The sequence below is a fragment of the Vibrio sp. 704 genome (assembly GCF_033339295.1).
The window spans coordinates 1-503 of sequence record NZ_JAWOUH010001089.1 but is presented as its reverse complement, the minus strand read 5'-3'; the positions used below and the strand labels follow the sequence as shown (position 1 = coordinate 503).

Below are 503 nucleotides of genomic sequence, written 5' to 3'. Positions count from 1 at the left end.
AAAACATGGTGTTGGACAACGTACACCAAGACAAAGAGGCGATTGCTTCGTCTTTTGGCAGAGCGGCTGACACCTATGACAAACATGCGGCATTTCAACGAGATGTTGGCCATCGTTTGTTGGAAAAGCTCCCAAGCGATCTTACCAACAAGCGCGTTTTGGACTTGGGGTGTGGAACCGGATATTTTTCTCAGCTATTGCTAGAGCGAGGCGCAAGCGTTGTTTGTGCCGATCTTTCGCAAGGAATGTTGGACAAAGCGCGCGAGCGTTGTGGTGACCATAATGTTCGTTATGTGGTAGCAGACGCGGAAAGCTTGCCATTCGAGGACGCTAGTTTTGACTATGTGTTTTCAAGTCTCGCGCTACAGTGGTGTGTCGATTTAAGTTATCCGTTGAGAGAAATTCGCCGAATATTAGCTGCTAATGGGAAAGGGTGTTTCTCAACACTAGTTGATGGCTCGCTATGCGAACTGCGCTATTCGTGGGCAAAAATTGACACATAT

Annotated in this window: 1 protein-coding gene; it reads left to right on the top strand. The window is 47.5% G+C overall.

Annotation, left to right across the window (positions count from 1 at the left end):
- Window positions 1-5 precede the first annotated feature (5 nt).
- Window positions 6-503, top strand: a 498-nt coding sequence (locus tag R7R24_RS30800) for a methyltransferase domain-containing protein (protein WP_318120728.1), incomplete at its 3' end; no start/stop codon positions are given.